Below are 26,335 nucleotides of genomic sequence, written 5' to 3' on the forward strand. Positions count from 1 at the left end.
CAATGGAACAGGTTGTCATTGTCGATGCAATTCGCACCCCGATGGGCCGTTCAAAGGGCGGCGCATTTCGTCACGTGCGTGCGGAAGATCTCTCCGCCCATCTGATGCGAAGTCTGCTGTCGCGTAATCCGGCGCTCGAAGCGGCAGCGATTGACGATATCTACTGGGGCTGTGTGCAGCAAACCCTGGAGCAAGGTTTTAATATCGCCCGCAACGCGTCACTGCTGGCGGAAATTCCGCATTCGGTTCCGGCTGTCACCGTGAACCGTCTGTGTGGCTCTTCCATGCAGGCGCTGCATGACGCGGCCCGTATGATCATGACCGGCGATGCGCAGGTCTGCATGATTGGCGGCGTGGAACACATGGGCCATGTGCCGATGAATCACGGCGTCGATTTCCATCCAGGCCTGAGCCGCAACGTGGCAAAAGCGGCCGGCATGATGGGGCTGACCGCCGAAATGCTTTCGCGCCTGCACGGTATCAGCCGCGAAATGCAGGATGCCTTTGCAGCACGCTCTCACGCGCGGGCCTGGGCTGCCACACAATCGGGCGCCTTTAAAAATGAAATCCTCCCGACCGGCGGCCACGACGCGGACGGCGTTCTTAAACAGTTTTATTACGATGAAGTGATCCGTCCGGAAACCACGGTCGACGCGCTCGCGGCACTGCGTCCGGCGTTTGATCCGGTCACCGGCACGGTAACGGCGGGGACCTCTTCCGCCCTTTCCGACGGCGCAGCAGCCATGCTGGTGATGAGTGAAAGCCGGGCCCGTGAATTAGGTTTACAACCCCGCGCCCGCATTCGCTCAATGGCGGTGGTTGGGTGCGATCCGTCGATTATGGGCTATGGTCCGGTTCCGGCGTCAAAACTGGCGCTGAAAAAGGCCGGTCTGACGGCCAGCGATATCGACCTGTTTGAAATGAACGAAGCGTTCGCCGCGCAGATCCTGCCATGCATTAAAGATCTGGGGCTGATGGAGCAGATTGACGAGAAGATCAACCTCAACGGTGGCGCGATCGCATTAGGTCATCCGCTGGGTTGTTCCGGTGCGCGTATCAGCACCACGCTTATCAACCTGATGGAACGCAAAGATGCCCAGTTTGGACTGGCAACGATGTGTATCGGCCTGGGTCAGGGGATTGCGACAGTATTTGAGCGGGTGTAATGCGTGGGCCGGGGGCATTTCGCCTGCCCGGCCTGTAAAAGAATAGATGATTTAGTTGCCGTTTTTCCCGCCTGTCAGGGGCGGGTTTTTTATTGGCTCCCTCACCCCTTTTGGGAGAGGACTAAAGTGAGGAAAAAAAGCCGCACCTTAGATAAACGCAAACGCATCGCCGAACAGACGGTCTTCACGCGCCTGACGTTCATTGCAGAACAGATCGCGGGCTATCTTCGCCATTTCAAAGCGACCGGCGATATAAATATCATGCTCTGCCAGCGTACCGTAATCCTGTAACACCGCCGTCAAAACCGTACCTGAACGTCCACGCCACCCCTCTTCTGGCTGCTCCACGACGGGCTCAACGCGCAGATTGGGATGGGTCACACTGAGCGCTTCCAGCTCGGAGAGATCGTAAAGGTGTTTCTCTTCACGCCCGCCCCAGTAGATGGTGATATCGCGGTCTGGATTGCGCGCCAGCGCAGTTAGCAGAATGGAGCGTACGTAGGAAAAACCCGTCCCGCCCGCAATCAGCACCAGCGGACGGTTTTCGTCTTCACGCAACCACGCTTCACCGTGCGGAATGTCCACCTCAATCTCACGTTCTTTCAGAATGCGATCCATGACTGCCATGGCATACAAATTAAGCTCTGACGCACCGATATGCAGCTCAATAAATTCCTGCTCTGCAGGCGTAGACGCCATAGAGAAAGGACGCTTATCGCGCTCATCCATCACCACCATCAAATACTGGCCAGCGCGGAAAGAGAACGCCGCTTCTGGAACCAAACGGACGCGATATACGGTGTCGGTGATAGCATCTACCGAGGTCACTTTACAGCTTAAGGTTGTCATTCGCTCTCTCTGTCGGGAAGTCTATAGGGCTTAACGGTCAGACTCTGGCTTACCGTTATTCAATATGGCCAGGTCGTCCCATATTGCGTCAATTCGCGCGGTCACTTCAGGATCTTTTTTAATCGGGCGACCCCATTCACGCTCAGTTTCGCCGGGCCATTTGTTGGTGGCATCCAGTCCCATCTTTGAGCCAAGACCGGAAACCGGCGAGGCAAAATCCAGATAATCAATCGGTGTATTTTCAACTAACACAGTGTCACGGGCCGGATCCATACGCGTCGTAATGGCCCAAATCACATCATTCCAGTCGCGGGCGTTAACGTCGTCATCGCACACGATAACAAATTTGGTGTACATAAACTGACGCAGGAAAGACCAGACGCCCATCATCACGCGTTTGGCATGACCAGCATATTGTTTCTTAATGGTGACCACTGCCAGGCGATAAGAACAGCCCTCTGGCGGCAGGTAGAAATCAACAATTTCCGGAAACTGTTTTTGCAGAATGGGCACAAAGACTTCATTCAACGCCACCCCTAATACAGCAGGTTCATCCGGCGGACGGCCGGTATACGTCGAATGATAGATCGCATCTTCGCGCTGCGTGATATGGGTAACGGTAAAGACCGGGAAATTATCAATTTCATTGTAGTATCCCGTATGATCTCCATAAGGCCCTTCCGGTGCCAGCTCGCCCTGTTCAAGATAGCCTTCGAGCACGATTTCCGCGCTGGCAGGCACTTCCAGGTCGTTGGAGATACATTTCACCACTTCGGTTTTGGTACCGCGCAGCAAACCAGCAAAGGCGTATTCGGAAAGCGTATCCGGGACTGGGGTCACCGCGCCGAGAATGGTCGCCGGATCGGCACCCAGCGCAACGGAAACCGGGAATCGCTCACCCGGATGCGCAGCACACCACTCCTGGAAATCAAGCGCGCCGCCGCGATGAGACAGCCAGCGCATGATCAGCTTGTTCTTGCCAATCAACTGCTGACGGTAAATCCCCAGGTTCTGACGCTCTTTGTGTGGACCCCGGGTGACGGTCAGCCCCCAGGTGATCAGCGGCGCAGCATCTTCTGGCCAGCACTGCATAATCGGAATGCGCGTCAGATCGACGGCATCCCCTTCGAAGATCTTTTGCTGACAAGGCGCGCCACGCAGACGTTTAGTCGGCATGTTTAATACTTGCTTAAACTGCGGCAGTTTATCGAACAGATCGCGGAAGCCTTTTGGCGGTTCAGGCTCCTTCAGAAAGGCCAGCAGTTTACCCACTTCACGTAGCGCACTGACATCTTCCTGCCCCATACCCATCGCCACACGCTTAGGTGTGCCGAACAGGTTGCAGAGCACCGGCATGGAGTAACCTTTCGGATTTTCAAACAGCAGCGCGGGGCCACCGGCACGTAACGTGCGGTCGGCGATTTCTGTCATTTCCAGATAAGGATCAACAGGAAGCGTAATGCGTTTGAGTTCGCCCTGCTTTTCAAGCAGCGCCAGGAAGTCGCGTAGATCGTGGTATTTCATGCAGTTAGTCATGGCCTCTCTGTAAGCGCTTCATTATACGGCGTTCGTCATCATGACGCTGTAATTTTGTTAAATTAGCGTGAACTTCCACGTCATCTTCTTCTTTAGGCCATTATAATCACCTTAGCGATCCCGCCAGGGTTTTGATATGCTTGCGCCGCAAACCAAGGGAAGAGTGATTATGCAAGCCTGGTATTTACTGTATTGCAAACGTGGGCAGCTTCAACGCGCGCAGGAACATCTTGAGCGTCAGGCAGTCAATTGTCTGATGCCGGTTATTACGCTTGAAAAAATGCTGCGCGGCAAGCGCACGATGGTCAGCGAACCGCTGTTTCCAAACTACCTGTTTGTTGAGTTCGACCCGGAAGTGATCCACACCACCACCATCAATGCCACCCGAGGTGTCAGCCACTTCGTTCGCTTCGGCGCGCATCCGGCAACGGTGCCGTCTACGGTGATTCATCAGCTTTCTGTCTATAAGCAGCCAGAAGATATCACCGATCCAGAGACGCCTTTCCCCGGCGACAGTGTCGTTATCACCGAAGGCGCATTCGAGGGATTTCAGGCGATATTTTCAGAGCCAGATGGCGAAGCGCGTTCGATGCTATTGCTGAATTTTTTGAATAAGCAGGTGCTCCAAAGCGTCAAGAACACCGAATTCCGTAAAGTTTAAAACGCCACCCCAAACAGACGACGAACATTTTCATCGGTCTGCGCTTCAAGCCACTGTCTCTCTTCGCCACGCCAGTGAGCGATCCGTTCAACGATATGGCCGAGGTAAGCCGGTTCGTTACGTCGTGACGCCGGTTTTGGCCGCATATCGCGTGGCAAAAGATACGGTGCATCCGTTTCGACTAACAGCCGATCGGCGGGAATGACCGGTAACAGATCGCGCAACTCCAGACCGCGTCGTTCATCGCAAACCCAGCCGGTGATCCCCAGATACAAACCACGATTCAGGCAGTCCAGAGCGTCCTGTCGCGAGCCAGTAAAACAGTGCAATACCGCGCCAGGCAGTTTATCCAGCCAGGGTTCAAGCAATGCAACAAAACGCTCATGAGCATCGCGGCAGTGCATAAATACCGGCATTCCCAGTTCAGCAGCCAGGGCGAGTTGGGCGGTAAACGCCTTTTCCTGCTCGTCCGGAGTGGAAAAGTTGCGGTTAAAATCGAGACCGCATTCACCTATCGCAACGACTTCAGGGGTTTTCGCCAGTGCATACAGGACTTCTGCACTGTCATGGTTCCAGTGACTACTGTCGTGAGGGTGAACACCTGCCGTTGACCAGCAGCAATCAAAAGTGTGTGCCAGCCGTTGAGCATCCTGACTTTCCTGGAGGTTGGTTCCCGTCAGCAAGAGCCCGTTAACTCCCGCAGCCAATGCGCGCGCCACAACCTCATCTCTGTCTTTATCAAACTGAGAACTGGTCAGGTTGAGTCCGATATCAAACATGCTTTCTCCCATATGACAACCGCCCTGTCGGGCGGCTGGTTTTATTCTTCTGTCGGCTTTTCAGGCTCATCTTCTTCGTCATCCCGTGAGCGTCGTTTGCCTACATAGAAACGCGAGAAGAACACGCCCACCTCAAACAGGCAATACATCGGTATGGCCAGTAGCGTTTGCGAGAAAACATCCGGCGGCGTCAGCAACATACCCACGACAAAGGCGCCGACCAACATATATGGGCGCTTTTTACGCAGATCTTCTGGCGTGGTCACGCCCATCCAGCAGAGCAAGACAATCGCAACAGGCACTTCGAAGGCCACGCCGAACGCCATAAACAGCGCCATCACAAAGCTGAGATAGCTGGCGATATCCGTCGACACCTGAACCCCTTCCGGCGCGGTATGCGTCAGGAAGCCAAAGGCGAGTGGGAAGACGACGAAATAGGCAAAAGCCATGCCGATGTAAAACAGCAACGAGCTGGAAACCAGCAGCGGGATCACCAGCTTACGCTCATGTTTGTACAGCGCAGGCGCCACAAACGCCCAAACCTGGTACAAAATTACCGGGGCGGAAGCAATGAGTGAGACCCAGAAGGTCAGCTTGATCGGGGTGAAGAACGGCGACGCCACATCGGTGGCAATCATCGTGGCGCCCAGCGGCATCTGCTTAATCAACGGCGCGGAGACAACCTGATAGATATCGTTAGCAAAATAGACCAGGCATAAGAAAATCAAGAAAACCGCAATAATGCAGTTTAACAAACGCTTACGCAGCTCAATGAGGTGCGTAATAAGTGGTTGAGTATCATCTACAGCCATGTTTACGCTTTATCACTCGACGAGGGGGATGATTCGGAAACGGGCGCGGCGGCTTTTGCTTCTGCGGCTTTATGCTTTACCACAGGCTCTTGTGCAGGCACGGGCTCTTGCAGATCAGGGGCTTGCGATGGCGCACTGGCCTGATGCTCTGCATCGGCAGGCGTCACGCCTTCGCGCTGAGCTTCGTTATCTTTCACCAGCGGATTACGGATGGTGTTCGCTTCATCGCTCGCTTTTTCAGGATCGTTGACGCTGTAAGAACGCTTCATCGACTCTGCGGCCTCACGCAGTTCATCCATTGAGGCTTTCAGCTCCGGCGACAGATTGTCCATACTCGCCTTCTCAACCTTTTTCAGGCTGTCCTGAAACTCCTGAAGCTTAAGTTCCTGCGCCAGTTCATTTTGAACCGTCGTCGCCAGGGAACGCAGCGCGCGCACCCAACCCGCGACGGTTTTTACTGCTACTGGCAAACGCTGCGGACCCAGAACAATCAGGCCAATCACAAATACCAGAAGCAGTTCACCAAAACCAATGTCGAACACGAATTACACCTGCTCTTTATCGTGGCGTTTAGCGTCTTCCTTTTTGGCTTCTTCTTGTTTATCCGCGAGAGATTTAGCCGTGAAATCCGCATCCTGGCTGGATTTTTCCTGCTTATCTTCATCATCGCTGATCGCTTTCTTAAAGCCTTTGATGGACGCGCCGAGATCGGAACCAATAGAACCGAGCTTTTTGGTGCCAAACAGCAGCACGACGATAACGGCAATGATTAACAATTGCCAGATACTGATACCACCCATACAACATCCTCGATAGATGATTAATTAATCAGGTTGCATTATACGTTATGCAACCCGGCGATAGCGACGCAAATTCAGCGCGTTTTTCTCCAGCCGATCAGCCAAACCACCAGCCCTCCGGCCATCACCCAGGCGGGCATCATTTCCCAGTCCGGACGATTGATAAGCAGCAGCGTGCCGCTCAGCAACAACGTTGCACCGATCCCAAAGAGATAGCGCGACTGCCCTTGCCGCACGCGGTTGGACTGCAGCTCGCGGGTGATTTTATCCATGCTGTGCTGAAGATTCTTGCTCTGTCGCAAACTGTCGTAAACCAGTTCAGGAATCTCCGGCATTTTTTCGATCCAGAACGGCGCTTTCTCTTTTAAAGAACGCACCAGCGCAGGAATACCAACCTGATCCTTTATCCACGACTCAAGGAAAGGTTTCGCTGTTTTCCATAAGTCTAACTGAGGATAGAGCTGGCGGCCTACGCCCTCGACGTAAAGTAATGTTTTCTGAAGTAAAACTAATTGAGGTTGTACTTCCATATTGAAACGTCGAGCGGTGTTAAACAGATTCAGCAGAACATGACCAAATGAGATTTCTGACAAAGGCTTCTCAAAAATCGGCTCGCAGACGGTACGGATAGCAAACTCGAACTCTTCGACGTTGGTATCAGGTGGAACCCAGCCGGAGTCGACGTGTAGCTCTGCAACCTTGCGATAATCACGGTTAAAGAACGCGATAAAGTTTTCCGCCAGATAACGTTTATCCTCTTTGTTCAGAGAGCCGACAATGCCGCAGTCGATACCGATATATTTGGGATCTTCCGGGTGTTCATAGCTCACAAAGATATTGCCGGGATGCATATCGGCGTGGAAGAAGCTGTCGCGGAATACCTGGGTGAAGAAGACCTGCACGCCACGTTCGGCCAGCAGTTTCATGTTAGTGCCCTGTTTTTCCAGAGCCACAACATCCGACACCGGTATTCCGTAGATACGCTCCATTACCATCATGTTCTCACTGCAGTAGTCAGAATAAACTTCTGGTACATACAGCATTGGGCTGTTTTCGAAGTTACGACGCAGCTGGATGGCGTTTGCCGATTCGCGTAGCAGGTTCAGCTCATCGATCAGCGTTTTCTCATATTCACGCACCACTTCCATCGGGCGCAGGCGACGACCATCCGGCAACAAGCGAGGAACCCATCGCGCCAGACGGTATATGAGCTTCATATCAGCTTTAATGACCGGCAGAATATCCGGGCGAATCACCTTGATCACAACTTCTTTGCCGTTCTCCTTGAGACGCGCGGTATGCACCTGAGCAATGGAGGCTGACGCCAGAGGTTTGATCTCAAAGTCGTCGAACCATGTTTCGACAGGAATATTTCCCATCGCCTCTTCAATCTGCTTTTTTGCACGCGCTCCGTCAAAGGGGGCAACACGATCCTGTAGTAAGGCCAGTTGGTCCGCGATTTGCGGCGGAAAGAGGTCGCGTCGGGTAGAGAGCATTTGTCCGAATTTAATCCATACCGGACCGAGTTCCTGCAACGCCAGACGCAAGCGCTCGCCCAGCGGCTGTTCTGTATGACGATTTGGCATCCAGAACAACATCCGCCGCCCAAATCGTAGCGGCAGCGTGATACGCATTTTGGGGATAAGCTCATCGAGCCCGTAACTCAAAAAGGTGCGAACAATAAAGTAGAGGCGCCGAATTTCACCAGGCGTCATTTGCCCTCCAGTTTTTCCAGCCGTTTGGACAGCGCGTCAACCGCACGTTCAACGGCAGCGGTTTCTTCTGCAAACCAGGCAACTTCCAGCGGCCCTGGCGCCATGCGCCACTCTTCGGTAAGCACTTCAGCAGCATAACGCTGCTGACGCTGCATGCCTTTGCGCAAAAATGACGAACCACCACGCAGAAACTTGCCGATACCCTCGGCGGCGATATCACCGATGTACGGTGCCAGCAACTCCGCAGGGTCGAACTCAGCGAGATCGGCCAGCGAGACGAAGTTTTGCACCACCTGAATATCGCCCTCAACTTCCAGCTCGCCGCTGCGAATCAGCGCCGTCAACTGCTGACGGTCACGTAGCTTAGGCAGCACGCTCATATGAGTAATCACCGAGCAGTCAGCCTCACCTTCCCACTCGCCCAGCACATCAAGCTGACGCTCGCTGAAGACCAGTACCAGCGGTGCCGAAAACTCTTTCAACACGATACGCAGAACTTTGCCATTCAGTCGCTGCCTGGCTGCTTTGAGCGCAGGCGTGCGATACAAAAAGGCGTTAAGGACATTCTCAATGCCAGCGGTGACTAAGGGTTTAAAAGGCATGGAGGCCTCCACTCAGAACTTATAGCCACGATGCAAGGCAACAACACCCGCCGTCAGGTTGAAATACTCAACGTTTTCAAGGCCTGCATCCTGCATCATCGCTTTTAAGGTATCCTGATCCGGATGCATACGGATAGACTCCGCCAGGTAGCGATAGCTTTCCGCGTCGTTTGCCACCAGTTCACCGATGCGCGGCAAAATGTGGAAGGAATAAGCATCGTAGGCTTTGCTCAGGGGGTCGATAACCGGTTTAGAGAACTCCAGGACCAGCAAACGCCCGCCCGGTTTCAATACGCGATACATGGAACGCAGCGCTTTTTCTTTATCGGTCACATTACGCAGACCAAAAGAGATGGTGATGCAGTCGAAGGTGTTATCCGGGAATGGCAGCGCTTCGGCGTTAGCCTGAACATATTCCACATTACCGACAACGCCGATGTTACGCAGCTTTTCGCGGCCCATCTTCAGCATGGAATCGTTGATATCCGCCAGCACCACACGACCGGTCTCTCCTACCATACGGGAGAATTTTGCCGTCAAATCACCTGTGCCACCGGCTAAATCAAGCACGGTTTGACCACGGCGAACGCCGCTGCAGTCGATAGTGAAACGCTTCCACAAGCGATGAATACCGAATGACATCAGGTCATTCATCACATCGTACTTTGCCGCCACGGAATGAAATACGTGGGCCACCATGTCCGCTTTCTGCTCTTTGGCGACAGTCTGAAAGCCAAAGTGCGTTGTTTCTTGTGAATCTTCAACCATCTCAGTGCCTGCTAATCAGTCAAATGTCCGTGAAGTGTAACAGATTGGGCGCATTTGCCCTACGATTCAACCACCCTGAAAGAATCGTTCCGCCTGCATTTCGGGCGAGGCTTTCGCCGCTAAATCATTGTCTTCACGGCCCGAATGATGTTCGTTTACGCCATCGCGCAGACGATACTCCTCGTCCTGAGTCGTGGCCTGTTCAGCCAATTCCGGATTAATCTCGCGTTTGACCTCCACGCCCAGCGTGCGAAATGCCTCAGCCTGCGCCAGCAAGTTGCCGCGCCCAGAGGAGAGTTTTTTCATCGCCTGACGGTAGTTGTCTTGCGCGCGATCCAGGCTCTGCCCTACGGAAGACATATCATCCACGAACAGACGCATTTTGTCGTACAGCTTGCTGGCGCGATCGGCAATTTGCTGCGCGTTACGACTTTGATGCTCGTAGCGCCACAGATTAGCAATGGTGCGCAGCGCCACCAGCAACGTGGTGGGGCTCACCAGCATGATATTGTTTTTCAGCGCTTCGGTGATCAGCTCTGGCTGCCGGTCAAGCGCCAGTAAAAATGCCGGTTCCATCGGAATAAACATCAGCACATAGTCCAGCGAACGCAGACCGGGCAACTGCTGATAATCCTTACGGCCCAGCAGACGGATATGGTTGCGCACGGATGCAATGTGTTCCTGCAGCGCGGATTCGCGGGTGTAGTCATCTTCGGCGTTGAAGTAACGCTCGTAGGCCACCAGCGTCATTTTGGCATCGATCACCACGTCCTTACCCTGCGGCAGACGCACGATGACATCCGGTTGCATGCGCGAACGGGTCTCGGTTTCGATACTGACCTGCGTTTCGTACTCGTAGCCTTCGCGCAGACCAGAAGCCTCAAGAACCCGGGTCAGCACCACTTCGCCCCAGTTCCCCTGCGTTTTATTGTCGCCTTTCAGGGCGCGCGTCAGGTTGACCGCCTCCTGCGCCATTTGCGCATTCAACTGCTGGAGATTCCGGATTTCATGCGCCAGCGTGTGGCGCTCGCGCGCCTCCTGACCAAAGCTGTCCTGCACCTGGCGACGGAAACCGTCCAGCTGTTCACGCAGCGGCGTTAACAAGCTATTCAGGCTTTGGCGGTTTTGTTCATCGACGCGGCGATTGCTGTGCTCAAAAATGCGGTTGGCGAGATTTTCGAACTGCTCACTCAGACGCTGTTCGCTGTTGATCATCTGGCGAATTTTATCTTCTGCATGCAGTTGGGTGGATTCAAGGCGGGTGGTCACTTCGCGCAGATCCGCTTCTAATGAGGTGTTAATATCCCGCAGATTACGCAGTTCATTATTAAGTAATTCACACTCATCACGCCAGTGACTGCTCTGAGCAAACTGTTGTTTTGTCGCGCTTAACTCTGAAACGATCTCTTCACGTTCTGCCAGTTGATCGGCCTTATGCTGCGCATGCTGATAGCTTGCCGCCAGCCAGCCCATACCCGCACCAACCAGTGCAATTACCGCATAAATCAGGATAGAGATATCCACTACGCCCCCTGCATCAAATCATTACCAGCACAAAATAGAATTGTGCTGTATAAACGTCCAGTTTGAAAGGGTTTTCCTGCGAGGCGCTACGCAAAAAGAAAAGGCCGAACGTGTCGGCCTTTAACAGAATGAGGGGAGATTAGATCAGGCGGCGAGCCGCTTCGACCACGATTTTCACCGCGTGGCTTTCGGTCTGCTTCATGGTTTCGGCGTTCGGGATCTCCTGCTGGGTGCGGTTAACGATAACGCCCGCCACCATACCCGCACGCAGACCCTGGCTTGCGCACATGGTCAGAAGCGTTGCCGATTCCATTTCGTAGTTCATTACGCCCATTGACTGCCACTCTTCCATTGAGCCTTTGAAACGGCTCACGACGCGACCAGAGAAGGTGTCGTAACGCTCCTGGCCCGGGTAGAAGGTATCTGAAGAAGCGGTTACGCCAATGTGCGTGGTTGCGCCGATAGATTTTGCGGCTTCAACCAGTGCGGTAGTACATTCGAAATCCGCTACTGCCGGGAATTCCATTGGTGCAAAGTGCAGGCTTGCACCGTCCAGGCGTACAGAGGCCGTGGTGACCAGCACGTCGCCGACGTTGATATGCGGCTGAATAGCGCCAGTGGTGCCGATACGCAGGAAGGTGCGAATGCCCAGCTGCGCCAGCTCTTCGACAGCGATAGAGGTAGACGGGCCGCCGATACCGGTAGAACACACGATAACCGCTTTACCATCCAGCTCTGCGCGCCAGGTCGTGAATTCACGATGAGCGGCCAGTTTTACCGGCTTATCCATCAGCGCGGCGATCTTTTCCACACGCTCTGGATCGCCAGGGACGATAGCCAGCGTAGCCCCTTGTAAATCATTTTTAGTGAGGCCGAGATGAAAAACATCAGACTTGGACATAGGTGACTCCTCTGTGGGTCGGTTAGTCAGAAGAAGTAAAACGGTACTTTACAGAAGCAACACGCTCATTTTCGTGACACACCTCACCATGAATGAAAATGGTTGCAGTTAATTACCACAAAATAGTGATTTACATCACATTAACAAGTTATATCGTTCGCTGCTGCACAAAAGATAGCCCGTTTCGGGCACTGTGAGTTGTTAACTTGAGGTCTATATTTACCTTTGCGCTAACGGGTACGGAGAATACCATGACACAAAAGACCCATTTTGCACCTGCTGCAGCTCCTCTCGCATCGACCATCGTCTCCACTTCTGAAGAGGCCATACTGGCTGGCGAAACCTCGATCCCCTCGCAGGGTGACAATATGCCTGCGTACCACGCTCGCCCGAAAGAAGCGGAAGGTTCGCTGCCGATCGTCATCGTGGTCCAGGAAATTTTTGGCGTTCACGAACATATTCGCGATGTTTGCCGTCGCCTCGCGCTGGAAGGGTATCTGGCCGTTGCGCCAGAACTGTACTTTCGTCAGGGCGACCCGAATGACTACCACGATATACCGACACTGTTCAGCAATCTGGTCAGCAAAGTGCCGGACGCCCAGGTGCTCGCCGATCTCGATCATGTCGCCAGTTGGGCCGCCCGTAACGGCGGCGACCCGCATCGCCTGCTGGTGACCGGCTTTTGCTGGGGTGGACGAATCAGCTGGCTTTATGCCGCGCACAATCCGCAGCTCAAAGCTGCCGTGGCATGGTATGGAAAATTGGTGGGCGAGAAAACGCTGAACTCGCCCAAACACCCGGTTGATATCGCTACCGATCTCAATGCGCCGGTGCTCGGACTTTACGGTGGACAGGACACCAGCATTTCGCAGGAGAGTGTAGAGACGATGCGTCAGGCGCTTCGGGCTGCCAATGCGAAGACCGAAATTGTGGTTTATCCCGAGGCAGGCCATGCCTTTAATGCCGATTATCGCCCCAGTTACCATCAAGAATCGGCCAAAGATGGCTGGCAGCGTATGCTGGCATGGTTCAGGCAATATGGCGCCAAAAAGAGTTAAGCCGCTCACAAATTGGCGCAAGAAGCAGCGCGGCTGTTTGACTTTTAAACACAATTTAGTCGATATAAAAAGCACAGGCGTGTAACTACGATCCGTAGGCAAGACCTGAAGCCCATCTCTCCTTCCGGGGTGAGATGGGCTTCAGGTCTTTTTTTTTGCTCTGGAGACAGGGGCCAGACATGAATCATTTGCAGGCAGCACTGGACATCATCGCCCAGGTCGGTGGCGCTGAGAATATTGAACATATTGAGCACTGCTCGACCCGATTAAGACTCAGTCTGTATGACAACGGCAAAGTCAACGAGGCGGCACTGGCAAAAATTGACGGCGTGCTGGGCGTGCGCATTAATGTGCAATGTCAGGTCATCATCGGGCATGAGGTCGTTCAGGTGTACGAAGCGGTGCGATCTCTGGTGGGGTCACCGCAGAGCCATTCGCAGACGTCGACGGCAAAAGTCAGTCGTGGCGCACAAATCGTCGACTTTGTGATTAGCGTGTTCCAGCCGCTGGTTCCGGCCATTGCCGGCGGTGGCGTCCTGAAATCATTACTGCTGTTGCTGGATGTGCTGGGCTGGTTAAGCCGCGAGAGTTCCACCTATAAAGTGCTGGATAATATTGGCTCCGCCCCGCTCTATTTCCTGCCGATTCTGGTGGCGATTACCACTGCAACCAAGCTTAAAGTGAACGTACTGGTTGCCGTCTCCGCCGTGGCGGTGATGGTGCTACCGGCGATGACAAAGCAACTCGCTGAAGGCGCGGAGTTTATGTCGTTCGACCTGCGCAACGTGGCGTATGCCTCGCAGGTCTTCCCAGCCATTCTCTGCGTACTGTTTTATGCGCAGACCGAGAAACTGTTCAATCGCTACTCTCCCGGCGCGCTGAGGATTTTCCTTTCCCCTATGCTTTCCCTGCTGGTGACAGTGCCGGTGACGCTGCTGATTCTGGGCCCGCTGGGCTATGAACTCGGCGCCGGGCTGGCAACGGTGATTCTGTGGCTCTACGGCAAACTGGGATTTGTGGCGACGGGACTGCTCGCCGCAGCGCTGCCGTTTATGGTCGCCGCCGGAATGCATAAGCCGATGCTGCCTTATGCGGTCGCGTCGATGAGCCAGTTTGGGCGCGAGATGCTCTATTTACCCGCCTCGCTGGCGCACAATATTGCTGAATCCGGCGCTTGCCTGGCTATCGCGTTAAAAAGTAAAGACAAAGTCTTAAAGTCCACCGCGTTCTCGGCGGGCATCTCCGCGCTGTTTGGCATTACTGAGCCTGCGCTTTATGGCGTCACGCTGCTGAACAAAAAGGCGCTTTACAGCGTGATTTTGGGAAGCGTGGTCGGCGGCGCGTTTATCGGCTGGATGGCGATTGAGGCCTTTGCGCTGGTTGGGCCGGGCCTTGCCAGTATCTCAATGTTTGTCTCGCCGGATAATCCCCTGAATATCGTCTGGGCGTTTGCCGGGGCGGGGCTCTCTTTCGCGATCGCTTTTCTTAGCGCCTTGCTTCTGTGGCGCGACAAAGCACCTGAAATGGACTCACAGCTCACTTTTACCCGCCCTGTTGAGGGGCAGATCGTGCCACTGGAAAACGTCAATGACGATGTGTTCTCTCGCAAAATTATGGGCGATGGTGTCGCCATTATCCCTTCACAGGGTGTGCTTCGCGCCCCGGCGGACGGCACGGTCGTGAATGTCTTTGAAAGCGGCCACGCGCTGAGTCTCCTCACCGATGCAGGTGTGGAACTGATCTTCCATATTGGCATCGACACGATCACCTTACAGGGCAAAGGTTTCCAGCCACAGGTAAAAGAAGGCCAGCACGTCAAGTGCGGCGACACGCTGATTGAATTTTCTCTCGACACCATCACCGCTGCCGGACTCGATCCGGTGGTGATGATGGTTGTCACAAATGGCGAACGATTCTCGCTGACACCAGGCAGTAACGACGAAAAGAACCCTCATCCTCATATCATCATGACGCTTAAGGAGTCCGTGTAATGGATAAATCCCACCCGTTTCCGCAAGGTTTTTTATGGGGCGGCGCGATTGCCGCAAATCAGGCCGAAGGGGCATGGAACGTTGACGGCAAAGGGCCGTCAGTGGCAGACGCCATCACCTGGAAACCGAATCTGTCGTTAAAAGATTATGACGGCCATATGGCACTGACAGATGAAAATATTCAGGATGCCTTTGAAGGTCGGCACGACGAGCTGTACCCAAAGCGTCGCGGCATTGATTTTTATCACCGCTATAAAGAGGATATCGCTCTCTTTGCCGAAATGGGCTTTAAGGTGCTGCGTATTTCCATCGCCTGGTCACGTATTTTCCCCAACGGAGAAGATGACGCCCCAGACGAAGCCGGACTGCAGTTTTATGAGGAGATGTTCCGCGAGCTGCGCCGCCACAACATCGAACCGTTAGTGACGCTCTCCCATTACGAAATGCCGCTGGCCCTCAGCGAGAAGTACAACGGCTGGGTGCATCGCAACGTGGTCGACGCGTTTGTGCGCTTCAGTAACGTCTGTTTTGACCGCTATAAAGATCTGGTTCGCTACTGGCTGACCTTTAACGAGATCGACAGTATTCATCGCCATCCGTTTACCACCGCCGGTATCCGCGAAGAGAAAAGCCTGCCAGGCCGGGCGAAACAGGATATTTATCAGGGGCTGCACCACCAGTTTGTCGCTTCCGCGCTGGTGACGCGTGATTGCCACGCTAAAATCCCCGGCAGCCAGGTGGGTTGCATGCTCACGAAGCTCACCACCTATCCGCACAGCTGCCGTCCGCAAGACGTAGAAGCCACACTGAAGAAAAATCTCGAAAACTATTTCTATGCCGATGTGCAGGTGTTTGGCGAATATCCGCCGCTGATCCTGCGCGATCTGGCGAGCCGGGATATTCAGATCGAGATGCAGGCGGACGATCAGCAGATTTTAAAAGATCATACCGTCGATTTCGTCTCGTTCAGCTACTACATGTCGTTGACCGAATCGACACAGGCCGACGTTGAGCGCACCGCAGGTAATACCATTCTCGGTGTGAAAAACCCGTACCTGCCTGCGTCAGAGTGGGGCTGGCAGATCGACCCGGTAGGGTTAAAAATCTCGTTGCTTGAGCTTTACGATCGCTACCAGAAACCGCTCTTCATTGTTGAAAACGGTCTGGGAGCGAAAGATACAGTCGAGAACGGCAAAATCCACGACAGCTATCGCATCGACTATTTCCGTGCTCACTTCGAGCAAACTTTGGCAGCTATTAATGAAGGGGTGGATGTGATGGGATTCACCACCTGGGGCTGTATCGATATTATCAGCGCAGGCACCTCGCAAATGTCGAAACGCTACGGCTTTATTTATGTCGATCAGGATGACGAGGGCAACGGCACATTGGAACGCCTGAAAAAGGACTCCTTCTGGTGGTACCAGAGAGTGATTGCCAGCAATGGCGCTGACATGAGCTAACCGGCAAGGCCGCAGGAATAACCGTGATTACGATAAAAAAATCGCTCAATAACAGCATGCTGCTGGTGGATAACGACCAGCGGGAGATGATCCTGTTTGGCAAAGGGATTGGCTTTGGCGCCAAACCCGGCACGCAGATCGACCTGGCGCAGGTGGAAAAAGTGTTCCTGCCGCTGAGCGATCTGAAATCCCGCCATTTTTTATCCCTGACGGATACGATTCCTGCGGCATTCTTCGATATCAGCCACGAGATTCTCACCCTTGCCCGCAGCCAGTGCGGTGACAAACTCAATTCCGTACTGCTTTTTACCCTCGCCGAACATTTGCATTTCGCCGTGGAGCGCAGCCGCAGCGGGCAGGTGATCCTGAATAAACTGAGCTGGGAAGTGAAGCGTTACTACCCGCAGGAGTACAGCGTCGGGATGCAGGCGCGGGAAAAAGTGAATGCGCAGTTTGCGGTTACGCTGCCGGAAGACGAAGCCGTGAATATTGCCTTCCATCTGATTAACGCCAGCAGCCAGCATGATGACAGCACCGCCCATCAACAGGTCGAACTGGTTAACCGTATTGCGGAAATCGTGCGCTATAAACTTAGCAAAGCAATTGATACCCAGTCGGTGAACTACATGCGTTTTATCACCCATCTACGCTACTTCGCCGAACGGGTATTAGCCGGGAAAATCGTGGTGACCGAGACCGAGGATTTTTATCAGGAGTTGATGCGCCATCGCCCTGATGCGATGACTGTTGCCTGGGTGATTCGGGATTATGTGCAGGATAAATATCAGCTTACGCTGCCAAAAGATGAACTGACGTGGTTGAGTATTCACATCAGCCGGTTAATGGAAGGCCATGCATAGGCCGGGCAATTGCCCGGCCTTTTTCGATTACGCCTGACGCAGGTTCTGCGCGGCTTTCACCATGTTCGCCAGTGCGGCACGGGTTTCTGGCCAGCCGCGCGTTTTCAGGCCGCAGTCCGGGTTGACCCACAGACGCTCTGCCGGAATACGCTGAGCGGCTTTTTGCAGCAGCGCTTCAATCCACTCAACGCTTGGCACGTTCGGGGAGTGAATGTCGTACACGCCCGGGCCGATTTCGTTCGGGTATTCGAACTCTTCGAACGACTCCAGCAGTTCCATGTCTGAACGCGACGTTTCGATGGTGATCACGTCCGCATCCAGCGCAGCGATGGAATCCATGATGTCGTTAAATTCGCAATAACACATGTGCGTGTGAATCTGGGTGTCGTTCTTTGCCACAGCGGCATTGATACGGAACGCTTCCACGCCCCACTCCAGATACGCTGCCCAGTCGCTGCGACGCAGCGGCAGGCCTTCACGCAGAGCCGGCTCGTCAATCTGAATGATGCCAATGCCTGCCGCTTCCAGATCCTCCACTTCATCACGCAGCGCCAGTGCAATCTGCTTAGCGATAGTTTCACGCGTCACGTCTTCACGCGGGAACGACCAGCAAAGAATGGTCACCGGACCGGTCAACATGCCTTTTACCGGCTTGTCGGTCAGAGACTGGGCGTACTTCGCCCACTCAACGGTAATGGCCTCCGGACGGCTGACATCGCCAATCACCACCGGTGGCTTCACGCAGCGAGAGCCGTAGCTCTGCACCCAGCCGTTCTGGGTAAAGACGAAACCATCCAGGTGTTCACCAAAATATTCCACCATGTCGTTACGCTCGGCTTCGCCGTGAACCAGCACATCGAGGCCCAGACGTTCCTGCTCCACAATGGCCTGTTTGATATGTTCAGCGATGCCGGTGCGATAGTTGCTGGCATCAAGGTTGCCCTTTTTAAAGTCCAGACGCAGGCCGCGAATTTCGGTGGTCTGCGGGAATGAACCGATTGTCGTGGTTGGCCACGCAGGCAGATTAAAGCGCGCACGCTGTGCTTCTGCGCGGACTTCATAGGCGTTCTCACGCTGGCTGTCCTTCGCGGTGATCGCCGCCAGACGTTTCTCTACCGCCGCGTTGTGTACGCGGGTAGAGTGACGACGCGCCTGAATCGGAGCGCTCCATTCAACCAGTTTTGCCGTGTCACCGCTGTTCAACGCATCGCGCAGCAGAGCCAGCTCTTCACATTTTTGCAGGGCGAAGGCAAACCAGCTTTTCACTTCCGCATCCAGGCGCGTTTCCACGCTCAGATCAATCGGGCTATGCAACAGCGAGCAAGAAGAAGCGACCCACAGGTCACGTTTGCCAACGATATCTTTGATTTGCGAGTATTTTTCGGTCAAATCAGCACGCCAGACGTTACGTCCGTTCACCAGACCCGCCGACAGCAGCCAGTCAGAAGGCAGGCGTGTGTGCAGCTCAGCCACATTATCTTTGCCGTGAACCAGGTCAACGTGCAGACCCTGTACCGGCAGCGCGGTGATGGTGTCGAGGTTTGGCGTGACGCCTTCAAAATAGGTGGTCAGCAGTAATTTCACCTGACCTTGCAGGGCATCGTAAGCCGGTTTGAACGCGTCCAGCCACGCCTGCGGCAATTCGAGAACCAGCGCTGGCTCATCAATTTGCACCCACTCAATACCGCGTTTAGCCAGTTCCGCCAGAACCTGCTGATACACAGGCAGGATATCTTTCAGCAGGCTGAGACGGTCAAACTGTTCGCCTTTCACTTTACCCAGCCACAGATATGTCACCGGGCCGAGCAGAACAGGTTTAATTTTGTGGCCCAGCGCCAGCGCTTCGTCTACTTCATCCAGAATCTGGGTCCAGGTCAGTTTGAACTGCTGGCCTTTCACGAACTCCGGCACCATGTAGTGGTAGTTGGTGTTAAACCATTTGGTCATTTCTGCGGCTGCCGCTGGCTCGCCGGTCGGTGCGCGACCGCGACCCAGGCGGAACAGGGTGTCGATATCTACCGATCCATCGTTGTTCTGATGACGAGCCGGCACGTTGCCAAGCAGCAGGCTGGTAGTCAGAACATGGTCGTACCAGGCGAAATCGCCCACCGGCAGCAGATCCACGCCGGCCTGTTTTTGCTGGTCCCAGTGACGAGCGCGCAGTTCGCACCCAACGGCCAGCAGCTCTTCACGGGTGGAGTTGCCCGCCCAGTAGCTTTCTTGTGCTTTTTTCAGCTCGCGGCGAAGGCCAACGCGAGGAAAACCGAGGGTGTGGTTAATAATTGTCATGTCGCTGCCTCTTATGAATTCGTTATTTAGCCATCCAGATGTTTACACATCCATAATGTGAATGTACTGTATGATCCACAAGCGCAAATTGTTCATGGCGAAGTGAAGGACTTTCATGATCGAGATAAAACACCTGAAAACGCTACAAGCGTTGCGGAACTGCGGTTCACTCGCAGCGGCTGCGGCTACCCTGCATCAGACGCAATCCGCCCTTTCTCACCAGTTCAGCGATCTGGAACAACGCCTTGGCTTTCGTCTGTTTGTGCGTAAAAGTCAGCCGCTGCGCTTTACGCCGCAGGGCGAGATTTTGTTGCAGCTGGCAAATCAGGTCTTACCGCAGATAGCCAGCGCGTTACAGTCCTGTAATGAGCCGCAGCAAACGCGCCTGCGCATCGCCATTGAGTGCCATAGCTGTATTCAGTGGCTAACGCCCGCACTTGAAAATTTCCGCCAGCACTGGCCACAGGTTGAGATGGATTTTAAATCGGGCGTGACATTTGACCCGCAGCCTTCGCTTCAGCAGGGCGAGCTGGATCTGGTGATGACCTCCGATATTTTACCGCGCAGCGGCCTGCACTATTCGCCGATGTTTGATTATGAAGTGCGCCTGGTGCTGGCCCCGGATCATCCGCTGGCGGTCAAGACGCGTATCACGCCGGAAGATTTGGCGAGCGAAACGCTGCTGATCTATCCGGTGCAACGCAGCCGCCTGGATATCTGGCGTCACTTCCTGCAACCGGCAGGCATCAGCCCGAATCTTAAAAGCGTCGATAACACCTTACTGTTGATTCAGATGGTGGCAGCCAATATGGGCATAGCGGCCCTGCCGCACTGGGTGGTGGAAAGTTTTGAACGCCAGGGTCTGGTGGTGACCAAAACCCTGGGTGAAGGACTGTGGAGCCGACTGTACGCCGCCGTGCGCGATGGCGAGCAGCGTCAGCCGGTGACGGAAGCGTTTATTCGCTCAACGCGGAATCACGCTTGCGACCATCTTCCGTTTGTGCGGAGCGCGGAGCGACCCAATGGCGATGCACCCATAGCGAAGCCAGGATCACCGTTCCCCCAATAATAAAGCTCGGCCAGTGCGGTTGCTCCTGCCAGATGGCGAGATTGACCAACAGACCCGCGGGCACGTGAACGTTGTTCATGATGCCCAGCGTACCGGCGTCAACCTGCGTCGCGCCGTAGTTCCACATAAAGTATCCCAGCCCCGAGGCGACCACGCCCAGCCAGATCAGAACGCCCCATTGCAGCGTTGTGGTTGGCAGTTTTTGCGGGTTGCCGAGCATAAACCAGGCCACCACGGCCACGATGAACGCCCCCATGTAAAACCAGGCGAACGCGTTATGCTGCGGCATCGGATGGATTTCCATCAGGCGTTTATATCCCACCATCCCGATGGCAAAGCTGATGTTCGCGAGCTGGACGAACATCAATCCGGTCCAGAAGTGATCGCTCACTTTGTCGTAGCGAATAATCGCCGCGCCCGCCACCGCCAGCAGCGCGCTCAACACATATCCCCAGCGTAATCGACGTTTACTGAGCAGGTCGTAAATCAGCGTGATATAAAGCGGCGTCAGCACCGTAAACAGCAGGAACTCCGACACCGACAGGTAGACATAAGCGCGGAAGCTGAACAGATACATGATGCCGAGCTGCATTGCGCCCACCAGCATGTACAGCAGAATGGTTTTCAGCGTTTGCCCACGCAGGCGCAGGAACGGTAGGAACACCAGCGCCGCCAGCCCTACGCGCATGAGCACAGAGAAGTAGCTGTCGACGTGTCCGGCAAGATATTCACCGATCAGGCTGAAGGAAAACGCCCACAGGATAGTGGTGATAATGAGTAATGCCACGATGAGACTCTCTCAGGAGGATAAGCCTCCATTGTAGCGGACTCGACGGTTGACAACTGAGTAAATAAAGAGCGTTTAACACGGGTTGACTCTCTCTTCTCGGCCAAATTCATTGCTGGCATGTACCGTCGCCAAAAACAGTATCAATTTTTTCCTCTGCTATCGTGTCAAAATTATGCTCTGTGTATATTTCCCACGAATGGCCAATCGCATTTGCACTTAAACGATAAGATCGCTTATTTGTTGATAATAATCTATAGCCCACAAAATTCCTGTTTATCCCTGAATTCATTGATTCGGCTTTCCCTGATATTTGATTGCCCTTTTTTATGTCAAACAATCGATAATGTATATTGTTGCACTCTATATCACATGGCGAACATTTCATATCAAGAATAATTAACATATTTTCATTTTTTAAAACTATGCTGTAATTTTCACTTGAGTATGAAAAAAAAGGAAAACACAAAATCATGACGAATATAATCATCTTCATTTTTTAAAGTAAACCCCATTAAAAAATACATTAATTTCGGCATCCCTTCTGTTGATTAAACCTCGACTGATACGGCCTTGAGTATACTTGTATGATTTCCATGCTTCTTTCAAATCCCCTGAAAATTCACCGTTGATTATCCTGAGTATCGATGAGATTTTAAAGGCGTAAATACCGATGTTAAATGCAAGCATCACTAGTGCATCAAATTCGTTTTGGGTTATTTTTTCTTTTATCTCATAACGTACAGTCTGAATAAAACTGTAGATATCATTCTTAAAAAGAATGACAGCCTGGGACTCCGTTATCCCTTTTTTATACTTAGCGAATTCTTTTTCACTGGAAATTAAATGCCCATAGCCGATTGTAGCGCCTTTTTTATATTCTGAAATTAATTTCCCGTTTTGATCCCAGTACGGTAGTTTGTATAGTTTTTCATACGATTTCATGAGTGAAACACATGAATAACTAAGCTGAAAAGTATTTGAGGGGAATAGCCTCACGCACTGTGATTGAGTATATCTGGCGCTGAATTTATATGTTAAAAAACCATTACTATCTAGCATAACGAAACCTTTCAAAAATATTAGTCACGTTAATTTAATACTCTTATTCAATTTTTTAACTAATTTCCTAATTTTTCGGATAAAGGGGCGGGTTCTTTTCTTAAATTTCTATTTCTGCCCCAGTTTATAAGGCGAGAAAAGGCATGAACCATTCCAGTCGTTTCCCGGCAGTGACATCAGTGATTTACGTCCAGTTCTGCTGGCTACTCCCTCGATGCCCATGAAAACGATGGTGATCTCCCCCTGTAATCATATCGACTATCAATTCCTGGATAGGGTTAAAGAGCGATATTTAGCAGGTGTTGGACTGGGGGTAATTGGCGGTTAACGGATGGAAAATCATCATCCCGTGCCGGAAGCGAGCAGATTAAATAAGTCTTTGATAACGCTGCGTGTTAACGAAAATGACTAAAGGGTTTCCTGACTAAAAAGGAAACCCTTATTAAGTCCATTACGCCTGATCGAGATACAGCTTGCGCAGATAGTTCGGCACCGCGTTGTCGGCGTTGGTGCCAATGACTTCCAGCTCCGGGTGCATGTCTTTCAGACGCTGGTGCGCATTTTCCATAATGCAGCCTTTACCCGCCATGGAGAGCATTTCAGCATCATTCATGCCGTCGCCAAACGCGATGCAATCTTTCAGCTCGTAGCCCATACGTTTTGCCACTGCTTCCAGCGCGTGGCCTTTAGAGACACCGCCAGCCATCACTTCCAGACAGGTCAGCGTGGAGAAACTCACGTTCACACGATCGCCCCAGCGCGCATTAATCGCCTGCTCCAGCGGAAGTAACTCTTCATGGCTTGCGCAGGTGAAGAACACTTTGCTGATGCCTTCAGGCTCAAGCAAGCCCGGCTCGTACAGCGAATAGTTGAAGACCGCTTCTTTAAAGAAACGCATCTCGTCCGGGCGATGACGGTTCATAAACCAGTCGTCGTTACGGTAAACGTTGGTGATGATTTCCGGATTATTATGCATCACGCCAAACAAGTCGGCGGCGATGTCACGATCGAGATCGTGCGTGAAGATCAGATTGCCATCGGTATCGTGCACGCGCGCGCCGTTGGAGGTGATCATGTACGCTTTGATGTCCAGATTATCGCGGATCTGCCCCACATCTACGTGGTGGCGGCCGGTCGCGAACACAAAGTTCACACCACGAGCGGTCAGGAGTTTTAAGGTCTCTTTCGCATAAGGCGACAGGGTGTGGTCGGGGGAGAGCAGCGTGCCATCTAAGTCAGATGCAACAACCTGGTACATAGGGAAATTTAACCTCAATAGAATATCAGTTATGCCTGTCGAAAAATTCAACAATGGCGTTTAGCGCGACTGAGCGCATGGTGTCCTTTTCAAAAAGGATCTCATGGTACGCGCCCTTTATGACCAACGGTTTTCCCCCTTCACAGGGATGCCCGGCGGCGGCGCGCAGTTCGCAAAAGCGGTCATGCATGCGGTTGTCGACCACACGCTCTTCTTCCGCCTGAATCAGTAATGTCGGCGTATCATTTTTAACCGTCCCTGCCAGCGCCGATTCTCCGGCACGGATGCCTTCTCGGACCCAGTGGTACGTGGGTCCGCCCACGCGCAACCGCGGTTCATCAGCATAAAAACGCAGGTTGCGGCGATACCGTTGCCGGCTATGGGTCAGCACGTTAATGGCAAATGGCAATGCGCGCCAGCGCCCGGTTCCGATAGCGTAGCCTTCACGAATGCGCTGATGGCCCTCAGCCCAGTCAAGAATATGGCGCACCATCCAGTCGGGGAAACGCATCACAATGCCAAACATCGGCGCGCTTAACGCAATGGCATCGCACTGATGGGGATGACGCTGTAAAAACAGCGTGGCGATGGCTCCGCCCATGGAGTGCGCCAGAATATAGCGCTTACGCCAGGGGCCCGGTGCCACTTCCTGCTGCCAGAACGCGGCGAGATCGTCGACATAATCGCTGAAATTCACCACGTGTCCACGGTGTGAATCCGATAACAACCGCCCGGAGCGACCCTGCCCGCGATGGTCGATAATCAACACATCAAAACCCAGATGGAAAAGGTCGTACGCCAGTTCAGCGTATTTGACGTAACTTTCAATACGGCCAGGGCAAACCACGATCACGCGATCGTTTTTTTCATCATGGAAACGCACAAAGCGCACCGGCACGTTGTCCACACCGGTAATCTCGGCTTCTTCGCGCTGACGCCAGAAATCGGTCAGCGGCCCCATGGAGAAAGCAGCAAATGCGTTCTCGCGTGTTTCCCAGTCCTTTTTCTGCTGAAACATCGGGTTTCCACCCCTGTAAGCCAAGGAATATCGTTTTTTCAAGCCGCATCACACAATGACGCAACAATAGCGTATTGTGGCATAAAAATAGACGATTCGGGAGTTTCAAATGACCTTCGAGTGGTGGTTCGCCTACCTGCTGACATCCATCATCCTGAGCCTTTCACCCGGCTCTGGCGCGATTAATACCATGACCACGTCCATCAACCATGGCTATCGCGGCGCGGCCGCCTCTATTGCCGGATTGCAGACTGGGCTGGGAATTCACATCGTGCTGGTGGGGATCGGACTGGGTACGCTGTTCTCGCGTTCGGTGCTGGCGTTTGAAGTGCTCAAATGGGCGGGCGCGGCGTATCTGATTTGGCTGGGCATCCAGCAGTGGCGTGCGGCAGGCTCGATTGATCTGAACACCCTCGCGCATACGCAAACACGCGGTCGCCTGTTTAAGCGCGCGGTTTTCGTGAACCTGACCAACCCCAAAAGCATCGTTTTTCTGGCCGCCCTGTTCCCGCAGTTTATCGTTCCGCATCAGCCGCAGGTGATGCAGTACGTGGTGTTGGGCACAACGACGATCGTTGTCGATATTATCGTGATGATTGGTTATGCGACGCTGGCACAGCGGATTGCGGCGTGGATTAAAGGGCCTAAACAGATGAAGGCCCTGAATAAAATCTTTGGTTCGTTGTTTATGCTGGTTGGCGCGCTGTTAGCGTCAGCGCGTCATGCTTAACGAGAAATGATGAGATGAATACCGAAGCCGGCGAACAATGCGCCGGCAAAGCCGTCGATCCACTTCGCCAGACGCTGATAACCGCGACGCATGGATGGCAGGGCAAACAGGCTTGCCACGATGGTGAACCACGCGAAGGTTTCGACGACGATCAGCAGGAAAATTCCCCAGCGCGCGCCAGCGCCCACATCATCACCCACGAACAGTGAGAATACCGAGCCGAAGTAAATAATCGCTTTCGGATTGGCGAGGTTGGTCAGCAACCCTTTAATAAAACTACGTCCGCCCGTGGCCAGTTCAACCTTTGGCTCCGGTGCGGTTGTCTCTTCTTTCCTGAAAGCCCCACGCAGCATCTGATAACCCATCCACAACAGATACAGGCCACCGCCGACCATAATAATGTTATGCAGCCACGCCATCTTCGCGAGGATAAGATTCAGGCCAAGCAGCGCGACGGCAGCCCACACCATGACGCCCATGGTAATACCGAGCACCCCCATCATCGCCTCTTTGCGAGAGCGGCTGACAGCAGTCTGAGAAACGAAGAAAAAGTCAGGGCCAGGGCTCATCAGCGCAACGATGTGCACCAACGCCACAGTGAGAAATAGCATTAACATAATTAACTCGCGGGGAAATT

At 53.3% G+C, this 26,335-nt stretch carries 25 protein-coding genes; 8 read left to right on the forward strand and 17 right to left on the reverse strand.

Features of this window, described 5'->3' with window-relative positions; all coding sequences use genetic code 11:
- The first annotated feature begins 2 nt into the window (after positions 1–2).
- Positions 3–1,166 carry an acetyl-CoA C-acyltransferase FadA gene (fadA, locus tag SOM82_RS19830; protein ID WP_320461473.1) on the forward strand — a complete coding sequence of 388 codons (1,164 nt, stop codon included), beginning with the start codon at positions 3–5 and terminating at the stop codon, positions 1,164–1,166.
- A gap of 147 nt (positions 1,167–1,313) precedes the next feature.
- Here fadA and fre read toward each other — a convergent pair whose 3' ends face one another.
- Together fre and ubiD are read right to left on the reverse strand one after the other, a co-directional pair.
- Positions 1,314–2,015: an NAD(P)H-flavin reductase gene (gene fre, locus SOM82_RS19835; protein WP_320461474.1), complete on the reverse strand. Its 702-nt coding sequence runs from the start codon at positions 2,013–2,015 to the stop codon at positions 1,314–1,316.
- 30 nt (positions 2,016–2,045) lie between these two features.
- Positions 2,046–3,551: a 4-hydroxy-3-polyprenylbenzoate decarboxylase gene (ubiD, locus tag SOM82_RS19840; RefSeq protein ID WP_154128904.1), complete on the reverse strand. Its 1,506-nt coding sequence runs from the start codon at positions 3,549–3,551 to the stop codon at positions 2,046–2,048.
- A 169-nt stretch (positions 3,552–3,720) separates the two neighbouring features.
- Here ubiD and rfaH point away from each other — a divergent pair, with 169 nt between their 5' ends.
- Positions 3,721–4,212: a transcription/translation regulatory transformer protein RfaH gene (gene rfaH / locus SOM82_RS19845; RefSeq protein ID WP_154128959.1), complete on the forward strand. Its 492-nt coding sequence runs from the start codon at positions 3,721–3,723 to the stop codon at positions 4,210–4,212.
- On the opposite strand, the gene tatD is transcribed toward rfaH, so the two are convergent.
- The 9 genes from tatD to udp form a co-directional block, all read right to left on the reverse strand.
- The gene (tatD, locus tag SOM82_RS19850; RefSeq protein ID WP_320461475.1) at positions 4,209–4,991 is read right to left on the reverse strand and encodes a 3'-5' ssDNA/RNA exonuclease TatD; all 783 of its coding nucleotides are present in this window, start codon (positions 4,989–4,991) and stop codon (positions 4,209–4,211) included. The genes rfaH and tatD overlap by 4 nt on opposite strands.
- 41 nt (positions 4,992–5,032) lie before the next feature.
- Positions 5,033–5,803 carry a Sec-independent protein translocase subunit TatC gene (tatC, locus tag SOM82_RS19855; protein WP_154128906.1) on the reverse strand — a complete coding sequence of 257 codons (771 nt, stop codon included), beginning with the start codon at positions 5,801–5,803 and terminating at the stop codon, positions 5,033–5,035.
- Between the two features lie 2 nt (positions 5,804–5,805).
- Positions 5,806–6,345 carry a Sec-independent protein translocase protein TatB gene (tatB, locus tag SOM82_RS19860; RefSeq protein WP_320461476.1) on the reverse strand — a complete coding sequence of 180 codons (540 nt, stop codon included), beginning with the start codon at positions 6,343–6,345 and terminating at the stop codon, positions 5,806–5,808.
- A gap of 3 nt (positions 6,346–6,348) precedes the next feature.
- Positions 6,349–6,603 (reverse strand): Sec-independent protein translocase subunit TatA, encoded by a 255-nt coding sequence (tatA, locus tag SOM82_RS19865; protein WP_154128907.1) that lies wholly within the window; start codon positions 6,601–6,603, stop codon positions 6,349–6,351.
- A 74-nt stretch (positions 6,604–6,677) separates the two neighbouring features.
- Entirely contained in the window at positions 6,678–8,318 is a 1,641-nt protein-coding gene (gene ubiB / locus SOM82_RS19870; RefSeq protein WP_154128908.1) for a ubiquinone biosynthesis regulatory protein kinase UbiB, read from the reverse strand.
- Positions 8,315–8,920 (reverse strand): ubiquinone biosynthesis protein UbiJ, encoded by a 606-nt coding sequence (ubiJ, locus tag SOM82_RS19875; protein WP_154128909.1) that lies wholly within the window; start codon positions 8,918–8,920, stop codon positions 8,315–8,317. The genes ubiB and ubiJ overlap by 4 nt, the downstream gene beginning before the upstream one ends.
- Before the next feature lie 12 nt (positions 8,921–8,932).
- A complete protein-coding gene (gene ubiE, locus SOM82_RS19880; RefSeq protein ID WP_154128910.1) occupies positions 8,933–9,688 on the reverse strand; it encodes a bifunctional demethylmenaquinone methyltransferase/2-methoxy-6-polyprenyl-1,4-benzoquinol methylase UbiE in 756 nt (251 codons plus the stop codon).
- Positions 9,689–9,754: 66 nt separating this feature from the next.
- Positions 9,755–11,212, reverse strand: a complete 1,458-nt coding sequence (gene rmuC, locus SOM82_RS19885) for a DNA recombination protein RmuC (RefSeq protein ID WP_320461477.1) — start codon at positions 11,210–11,212, stop codon at positions 9,755–9,757.
- A gap of 139 nt (positions 11,213–11,351) precedes the next feature.
- A complete protein-coding gene (udp, locus tag SOM82_RS19890; protein ID WP_154128911.1) occupies positions 11,352–12,113 on the reverse strand; it encodes a uridine phosphorylase in 762 nt (253 codons plus the stop codon).
- Positions 12,114–12,364: 251 nt separating this feature from the next.
- On the opposite strand from udp, the gene SOM82_RS19895 reads away from it, so the two are divergent.
- From SOM82_RS19895 to SOM82_RS19910, 4 genes are all read left to right on the forward strand, one after another.
- A complete protein-coding gene (locus tag SOM82_RS19895) occupies positions 12,365–13,171 on the forward strand; it encodes a dienelactone hydrolase family protein (RefSeq protein ID WP_320461478.1) in 807 nt (268 codons plus the stop codon).
- A 179-nt stretch (positions 13,172–13,350) separates the two neighbouring features.
- Entirely contained in the window at positions 13,351–15,162 is a 1,812-nt protein-coding gene (locus SOM82_RS19900; RefSeq protein ID WP_320461479.1) for a beta-glucoside-specific PTS transporter subunit IIABC, read from the forward strand.
- Complete coding sequence (locus SOM82_RS19905; RefSeq protein ID WP_320461480.1) at positions 15,162–16,625, forward strand: glycoside hydrolase family 1 protein; 1,464 nt, start codon at positions 15,162–15,164, stop codon at positions 16,623–16,625. Before SOM82_RS19900 ends, SOM82_RS19905 begins: the two co-directional genes overlap by 1 nt.
- Positions 16,626–16,648: 23 nt before the next feature.
- A complete protein-coding gene (locus tag SOM82_RS19910) occupies positions 16,649–17,485 on the forward strand; it encodes a PRD domain-containing protein (RefSeq protein ID WP_320461481.1) in 837 nt (278 codons plus the stop codon).
- 27 nt (positions 17,486–17,512) lie between these two features.
- On the opposite strand, the gene metE is transcribed toward SOM82_RS19910, so the two are convergent.
- Entirely contained in the window at positions 17,513–19,774 is a 2,262-nt protein-coding gene (gene metE, locus SOM82_RS19915; protein ID WP_320461482.1) for a 5-methyltetrahydropteroyltriglutamate--homocysteine S-methyltransferase, read from the reverse strand.
- Between the two features lie 115 nt (positions 19,775–19,889).
- On the opposite strand from metE, the gene metR reads away from it, so the two are divergent.
- Positions 19,890–20,843 (forward strand): HTH-type transcriptional regulator MetR, encoded by a 954-nt coding sequence (metR, locus tag SOM82_RS19920; protein WP_154128916.1) that lies wholly within the window; start codon positions 19,890–19,892, stop codon positions 20,841–20,843.
- Here metR and SOM82_RS19925 read toward each other — a convergent pair.
- The 4 genes from SOM82_RS19925 to pldB all read right to left on the reverse strand — a co-directional run bounded on the left by SOM82_RS19925 (position 20,731) and on the right by pldB (position 24,968).
- Positions 20,731–21,630, reverse strand: coding sequence for a carboxylate/amino acid/amine transporter (locus SOM82_RS19925; RefSeq protein ID WP_320461483.1), 900 nt, complete (start codon positions 21,628–21,630; stop codon positions 20,731–20,733). The two genes, metR and SOM82_RS19925, sit on opposite strands and share 113 nt — an antisense overlap.
- Before the next feature lie 492 nt (positions 21,631–22,122).
- Entirely contained in the window at positions 22,123–22,575 is a 453-nt protein-coding gene (locus SOM82_RS19930) for a glycoside hydrolase family protein (RefSeq protein ID WP_501083536.1), read from the reverse strand.
- Between the two features lie 568 nt (positions 22,576–23,143).
- Positions 23,144–23,950: a sugar/pyridoxal phosphate phosphatase YigL gene (gene yigL, locus SOM82_RS19935; protein ID WP_320461486.1), complete on the reverse strand. Its 807-nt coding sequence runs from the start codon at positions 23,948–23,950 to the stop codon at positions 23,144–23,146.
- Positions 23,951–23,975: 25 nt separating this feature from the next.
- Positions 23,976–24,968 (reverse strand): lysophospholipase L2, encoded by a 993-nt coding sequence (gene pldB / locus SOM82_RS19940; RefSeq protein ID WP_320461487.1) that lies wholly within the window; start codon positions 24,966–24,968, stop codon positions 23,976–23,978.
- Between the two features lie 109 nt (positions 24,969–25,077).
- Here pldB and rhtB point away from each other — a divergent pair, with 109 nt between their 5' ends.
- Positions 25,078–25,698, forward strand: a complete 621-nt coding sequence (rhtB, locus tag SOM82_RS19945) for a homoserine/homoserine lactone efflux protein (protein ID WP_154128919.1) — start codon at positions 25,078–25,080, stop codon at positions 25,696–25,698.
- Here the strand turns inward: rhtB and rhtC are convergent.
- Entirely contained in the window at positions 25,695–26,315 is a 621-nt protein-coding gene (rhtC, locus tag SOM82_RS19950; RefSeq protein ID WP_154128920.1) for a threonine export protein RhtC, read from the reverse strand. The two genes, rhtB and rhtC, sit on opposite strands and share 4 nt — an antisense overlap.
- Positions 26,316–26,335 lie beyond the last annotated feature (20 nt).

The organism is Lelliottia sp. CFBP8978, from assembly GCF_034046055.2.
GTDB lineage: Bacteria > Pseudomonadota > Gammaproteobacteria > Enterobacterales > Enterobacteriaceae > Enterobacter.